Annotated in this window: 8 protein-coding genes and 1 pseudogene; 3 read left to right on the forward strand and 6 right to left on the reverse strand. The window is 58.0% G+C overall.

The features are described from left to right. Nucleotides 1-77 precede the first annotated feature (77 nt). On the forward strand, nucleotides 78-593 hold the full coding sequence (coaD, locus tag VGH68_RS08980) for a pantetheine-phosphate adenylyltransferase (protein WP_331603234.1): 516 nt from the start codon (nucleotides 78-80) through the stop codon (nucleotides 591-593). 217 nt (nucleotides 594-810) lie between these two features. Here the strand turns inward: coaD and VGH68_RS08985 are convergent, their stop codons facing one another. After that, nucleotides 811-1,158 carry a winged helix-turn-helix domain-containing protein gene (locus VGH68_RS08985; RefSeq protein ID WP_331603235.1) on the reverse strand — a complete coding sequence of 116 codons (348 nt, stop codon included), beginning with the start codon at nucleotides 1,156-1,158 and terminating at the stop codon, nucleotides 811-813. Nucleotides 1,159-1,266: 108 nt separating this feature from the next. Between VGH68_RS08985 and VGH68_RS08990 the strand changes: the two genes are divergently transcribed. After that, nucleotides 1,267-1,896 carry a hypothetical protein gene (locus VGH68_RS08990; protein ID WP_331603241.1) on the forward strand — a complete coding sequence of 210 codons (630 nt, stop codon included), beginning with the start codon at nucleotides 1,267-1,269 and terminating at the stop codon, nucleotides 1,894-1,896. Between the two features lie 217 nt (nucleotides 1,897-2,113). Here VGH68_RS08990 and VGH68_RS08995 read toward each other — a convergent pair whose 3' ends face one another. The 3 genes and pseudogenes from VGH68_RS08995 to VGH68_RS09005 all read right to left on the reverse strand — a co-directional run. Next, on the reverse strand, nucleotides 2,114-3,307 hold the full coding sequence (locus VGH68_RS08995; protein ID WP_331603236.1) for a hypothetical protein: 1,194 nt from the start codon (nucleotides 3,305-3,307) through the stop codon (nucleotides 2,114-2,116). 184 nt (nucleotides 3,308-3,491) lie between these two features. After that, nucleotides 3,492-4,040 (reverse strand): hypothetical protein, encoded by a 549-nt coding sequence (locus tag VGH68_RS09000; protein ID WP_331603238.1) that lies wholly within the window; start codon nucleotides 4,038-4,040, stop codon nucleotides 3,492-3,494. A gap of 225 nt (nucleotides 4,041-4,265) precedes the next feature. Next, nucleotides 4,266-4,334, reverse strand: a pseudogene (locus VGH68_RS09005) (ferredoxin); the annotation flags it as partial. Between the two features lie 152 nt (nucleotides 4,335-4,486). Between VGH68_RS09005 and VGH68_RS09010 the strand changes: the two are divergent. Then, nucleotides 4,487-4,744, forward strand: a complete 258-nt coding sequence (locus VGH68_RS09010) for a YfhL family 4Fe-4S dicluster ferredoxin (RefSeq protein WP_331603239.1) — start codon at nucleotides 4,487-4,489, stop codon at nucleotides 4,742-4,744. 90 nt (nucleotides 4,745-4,834) lie between these two features. Here the strand turns inward: VGH68_RS09010 and VGH68_RS30080 are convergent, their stop codons facing one another. Both VGH68_RS30080 and pth read right to left on the reverse strand, forming a co-directional pair. Next, a complete protein-coding gene (locus tag VGH68_RS30080; RefSeq protein ID WP_414696916.1) occupies nucleotides 4,835-5,086 on the reverse strand; it encodes a hypothetical protein in 252 nt (83 codons plus the stop codon). A 312-nt stretch (nucleotides 5,087-5,398) separates the two neighbouring features. Next, the coding region (gene pth, locus VGH68_RS09020; protein WP_331603240.1) for an aminoacyl-tRNA hydrolase at nucleotides 5,399-6,000 on the reverse strand (602 nt) is incomplete at its 5' end.

Here is a 6,000-nt window from a genome sequence, read left to right on the forward strand (position 1 = left end):
CGTCACCTGCGGCAGGTGTCAAATGCGTCGCGTGGACGCGCTGATGTGCCCTGTTGTCTGAGAAGAGGAGAAGTCTCATGGTAGTCGCCGTGTACCCGGGCACGTTCGACCCGCTGACGCGCGGTCACGAAGACCTCGTTCGGCGCGCGTCGAGCATTTTCGACACGCTGGTGGTCGGCGTAGCAGACAGCCGAGCCAAAAAACCCTTTTTCACGCTTGACGAGCGGCTCACGATCGCACACGAGGTGCTCGGGCACTACCCGAACGTCCAGGTGATGAGCTTCCACGGGCTGCTAAAAGATTTCGTGCGCAGCAACAACGCGCGGGTGATCGTGCGGGGCCTGCGCGCCGTGTCTGACTTCGAGTACGAGTTCCAGATGGCCGGCATGAACCGCTACCTGCTGCCCGACGTCGAGACGATGTTCATGACGCCGTCCGATCAGTATCAGTTCATCTCGGGCACGATCGTGCGCGAGATCGCGCAACTCGGTGGCGACGTCAGCAAGTTCGTGTTCCCGTCAGTCGAAAAATGGCTGAAGGAGAAGGTCGCTTTGATGGATTCGCAAAACGGCGCTCAAACGACGTCGCCATGACCGGCGCAACCTCTCGGTCTTGACGGATTGAAGCCGGCTGCGGCCGGCGCGAAGTGAGACAAGCATGGCTTTAATGCTTACCAGCAGGGAATCAATTGGCGGCAATAACTCATTACCGATGACTTAAAGACAGATAGCCTCGGTATCTGCCACTGAGAGATGCGATGGAAAGTCCGATTATCGGACTTGTCGGTTACACCGACAGTTGTGGGAAAAGTCAGGTTCCCTTTGCGGCCTTTGCGAATGCTTCGGCAAGCTTGTCAAAATGTTTGAGCGCGGCAGGTGTGAGGTCGATCTGTTTGCGGCGTGCGTCTTCGGTGTCGGTTAGCTGCAACCAGCCCTTTTCCCGCATCGATGTGATCCTGGCATGTAACGTGGCAGGCGACCCGAGTTCCCCTTGCGCCATCATGTCCCGTACTGACAGCCGGTCCTTGGTCTGTCTTGCTCGAGCTACGAATTCGAGTATCCGCTCTTCGAGCGGATCGAGCGCCCCAAGCGTGGGCAACCCGCGCAATGCTTCGGTCAACTGCAGGAATCGCAGGTAGATATCAGCAGGACGTGTCATTGCTTACGCACTGTTGAAGATAGGCTGTTGAAGATAGACGCTCGCGGGACGACATGCAGGCGCGTTATGATTCGCTCGATAATAAACATGAAAGAACAGTTTACCGCAATGTCTAGCTTACGTTTGCATTTCTGGTCTATCACCGGGACTCTGATCGCGTTTTTGGTTTCGCTATGGATCAACCAGCAGGTGTTCACTCACACGTCTTTCGTTCGAGGCATTAACTGGATTTTCCTGCCGTCCGGTGTTCGCCTTCTCAGTACGTTGCTGGTTGGTTTTGATGGGTTCATTGGCCTGCTGGTCGGCGGTCTGCTGATGGACTTTTTCTATTGGTTTCCGCACGACCCGGTCCGCGCAATCGCGGGAGCGATTCTGGGTTCGCTGGCTCCCTATCTGGTCTATAGGCTTGCATTGGAGCGCTACGATCTGAAGGCGTCGCTGACGAATCTAACGCCGAAGCGACTGCTCGTACTGGCTGTTGCGTACTCGGTGGCGAATCCGCTGCTGCACCACATCTGGTTCGCACTGACCGGTACGACGGCGAACTGGTTCGAAAGCTTCTTCAGCATGGTTGTGGGCGACATGACCGGCGCGCTAATCATGCTGTATACGATGAAGGGAATTTTGGCGTTGTTGCCGAAACAGCCGAGCAGTTCGCGCATGTCAAACGGCATGTTCAACATCCAACTGGCGTTGGACCGGGCATATAACAATCAGTCAGAACGCCAGATCACGTAACAGGTAGGCTGCTTGCTGCTCGTAGCCTTTATCAGGCAGTCGGGGCAGCATGTCGAATGATGACGCGCGCGTGCCACGTGATATGGACTTTAAACCCATTGCCACACAGGAACGGGTTTGCAGACAAGAGGGAGTCGAAGAGTGAGCACATGAGTCACTCTTCTGGGTTACTGCTTGAACCGCCTACTGGAAAAGCCAATTCCGATGTTCAGGCGGACTACTCCGAGTATCCCCAATATGCGTCAAGTGAGATCTGGCCGTAATTGGAAGATAGGTCGAGGTTCCGGGTGATGCCAGAGGCAAATGCAGCGAATGAGCAGGCAGATGGGCACGTCTGGGTGCCTGCCTGATTGACGCCGGCAAATACGGATGTCGAATAAGTGCCGGACGCATTCACGCTTGCCGGGCTCTGCCCAACCCCAACGATGTTGTCACTGGCGGCTGAACCTTGTGTTGTGATTTCGGCAAAAGTCACAAGAGGAGCGATGTTAGCCCCGTTGACAAGGTTCGACCACGAAACATCGACCGTTTGCTGGGCAGCCGCCTTTGCCCCGTTCGGGTTGAGGAATGCATCAATCGTGTCACCCGAAAGCGTTTGCCACGGAATGTTTGCGCCGTTGGATGCGGCGATGCTTGGCGTAGGATTGACGACGCTCGTCTGTCCGATCTGGGTGCCGGATGCATCATAAAAAGTGACTGTATACGTCGCGTACTCCGGCACCGCGAAAACATCGATAGGCTGGGGCGCATACTTTTGCCCAAGATTATTGGAACTTGGGACAAACGTGCCGGTGACACCGGGCAAGGTCTGCCATGACCAGCGGTAACCCCACGCTTGTGTGTTGGAGGTCAGGCCGCCGGTCGGTACGCTGGTTTGAGGCGCACGGGCAATCGACATGAGACTTGACCCGGCTTGTGCCGGGAGCACATAGTAAATTGTGCCGGTGATTCCCGGACCAGTTACCGACGCCGACGCTAGATTGGCCGGGTTAGGTGTGCCTGCCGCGCCGAGCGGGATCGCAATGTCGATGCCGGACTCCCAGCGCGATACGGTCGAAGGCCAGGTATCGTTGTCGAGTGTCTGTCGCCGCTGGATAAACGACTGGATATGGACGTTGTACTGCTGCTGGTTGCCGATGATGTCCCAACCATTTGCCGTCTGCTGCGCAACCGTGTACTCGAACCCCGATGCCCCGCCCGACGTTGTGTACGGAAGAGCGATCAGCACTTGCTTTCCAGAAGTGCCAGGTATGAATTCCAGGATTTTAGCTACGCCGAGGCTCACGCCCGATGCTGCCAGAGATGGATGCGCTTGCGCGAAGCTGGTAAATCCATTGTCCTTGTAGCTCGCGTCGATTGCTTGAGAGCACGGCCCCGAAGAGCCACCCAGACATTCGGTCAGAGCACTCATCAATGCTGCGAGGAATGCGCCTGTCGCCAGAGGTGCGGGAAGCGATGAAGATACTGTCGCCCTCGAATTTATGCTTCGCGTAAACGGCGAGTCATTGCTGGACTTTGTGGACTATCGAAAATTCCGAATGCGCGGCAGCACGTAGGTTGGTCCCAAGGGTCTAGTGCACGCTTTTTCCGAACAGTTATGCAGTCAGGCGCTCATACAGAACGGGCCAATCGACTGCGAGAAGCGGTATCGTTTTATCGTTGCGCGAGCAATACGCGAAGAATCGCGCCCAGCCGATGAGGAAGATCGCATTGCCGGGGCTGAGCAAGCAAGGTTGCCTCGCAACTAAGGGCACGCATATTGGCGGAAATTGAGCGGCGCGAACTTTAAGTACCGTCGAACTAATGTCCTGTAATTTTTCGCGGGTTGTGCCGGCTGAAAGGTAGCCTTCTATTACTTGCGCCACAAGAGTCGTACAGAGTTCAACGTAAGCGACGCGGACTTCGTCAAGGATGTCCGCGGTAACGGTTGGTGAGTTTGTTCCCGTGGTTATGCGCTCGAGTACCGAAAGCTTCGCGCAATGAGGCAGCGCGCGAAACTTGGTCTCCCCGCCTTGCAGCGCGTCTTGGAACGTTGGATAGCAGGCCAGCCACGAGGCTGAAACGCCGCCGACCGGTCGAGACTCTTTGACTATTCCATCGACCGTGACGGCGCGTTTCGCTTGCTGCGGTTCTCTCAGGTTCATCGTTATAAAAACTATAACTGTAAGACAGCGGGTTCGCAAGTCGTCCGCAAGTGGCGGCTACAAGTAGGCTAACGGCCACGCCAGGACGAACTTTAGGAGCCGCACAATTTTTTCGGCTGCGGTATTGGCCACGAAGCCATGGGTGAAGACGCGAGCCGGTGGCACGTGCAAACGTTCGCTGCTCGTTGCCTGAGGCGGATCATTCAATCTCGGGTGAACGGAGGTCGGGCCGATCACCCTGATTTCCGGGCCCATCGCAATCGCGTCGTTTGGGCACTCTGGCTCACAGACGTCGCCATCGTGTCAAAACGTCTTGCTGCTCATGGCTTGGCGGAGTCTTTGGACTTTGCGCGAGGCACGCTCCGCAACGCCTGTGCAACTCAGCCGGCGATTGAACGGCTTGAGCGCTATAATGTATTGTTTTTAAATGGAAAGTTGGTGGCAGTATGGCCTTGATGATTACCGACGAGTGCATCAATTGCGACGTCTGCGAGCCCGAGTGTCCAAACGACGCAATTTCGATGGGCCCGGAAATCTATGTCATAGACCCGAAGAAGTGCACCGAGTGCGTCGGTCATTTCGACGAGCCGCAGTGTATCCAGGTGTGTCCGGTGGAGTGTATTCCGCGTGACCCGAACCATCTCGAAACGCCCGAAGGCTTGATCGCGAAATACCACGCGCTGCAGGCAACGAAGGGCGCATGAAGCCCGACGGTGGGGCGCAAGAAAAGACGGCGGAGGCTCATGGGCCTTCGCCGTTTTTGCGTGTGCTTTTCCGCTCTTTCTCCTGCGTTGTTAGCGGACGTAAGCGCTGAAAATACCGCGCAGCGCGTCCAGCGGGATGTCGCAATCGCCGGCTCGGCACCGAAATTGGTCCGACCTAGGCTTCGTCGATTCCGACGAGCGAATCTGCCCGGCTAGCGACGAGGCGCTCGATCTCCCGAAGCGGCAGCGGATGGCTGGTCGGCGCGTTCCGATTCCGAACGCGATGCCGCCGTTGAGCATCACGTAATCGTCGATGTTGAGCGCGACGGTGTCGTCGAGCACGGACGCCCTGATCGGCGGCCACCGTTTGCCGCAGGTTGCGCGCAGGTGGATCGGCGGTAGCTGCGCAGCGCTGGCGCCGTATCGCCGAGCTCGCGCCGGATCGCCGGGAGCAAACGCGCCGACGGTGGGGTCCGGCCTTTCTTTGGAGGTCGGTTCACTGGATGCCCGCGCGAGCCGTGTGCTCGCCTGGCACATACAGCCTCTAGCGGTGAACGATGTCATCACAATGGCGGCAAAGCGACTCTTTTTGCGAGGTCGGTTGCGGTGGCGATGGAGCTGGCGCGATGCGGACCGCCGGCTGCGGGGCTCCGCTCAGCCGTTGTTGCGATGTAGTTGCGTCATCGCGCGTTCCAGATCGCCCTTGATCACCTGCGGCATCACCGCGAGCGTGCGCTCGATCGACGCGTCGATTACTTCCTGTTCTTCGCGCCGCGGTGGCTTCAGCACGTAGCTGGCGACGTCCGGTTTTGCGCCGGCGCGCGCGCTTTCAGGAATCAGGTCGCGCGGATGGCCGATGCCGATCCGCAACCGCCAGTATTGCTGCGACGACAGATGCGCGGTGATGTCCTTCAGTCCATTGTGCCCGCCGCTGCCGCCGCCTAGCTTCAGCTTGACGCTGCCGGGCGGCATGTCGAGCTCATCGTGTGCGACGAGGATTTCATCCGGCAGAATCTTGAAGAACTGCGCGACCGCGACGACCGACTGCCCGGAGCGGTTCATGTAGGTTTGCGGCTCCAGCAGATGCACTTCCTCGCCGTGCAGCCGCGCTTTAGCGTAGAAGCCGTGAAAGCGCCGCTCGTCGCGCAGCGTCGTGGCTGCGTCGCGCGCCAGTTGATCGATGAGCCAGAAGCCGGCATTGTGCCGCGTCGCGGTGTATTCGGCGCCCGGATTGCCGAGCCCGACGATCAGCTTGA

The organism is Paraburkholderia sp., from assembly GCF_036488505.1.
Classification (GTDB): Bacteria; Pseudomonadota; Gammaproteobacteria; order Burkholderiales; family Burkholderiaceae; genus Paraburkholderia.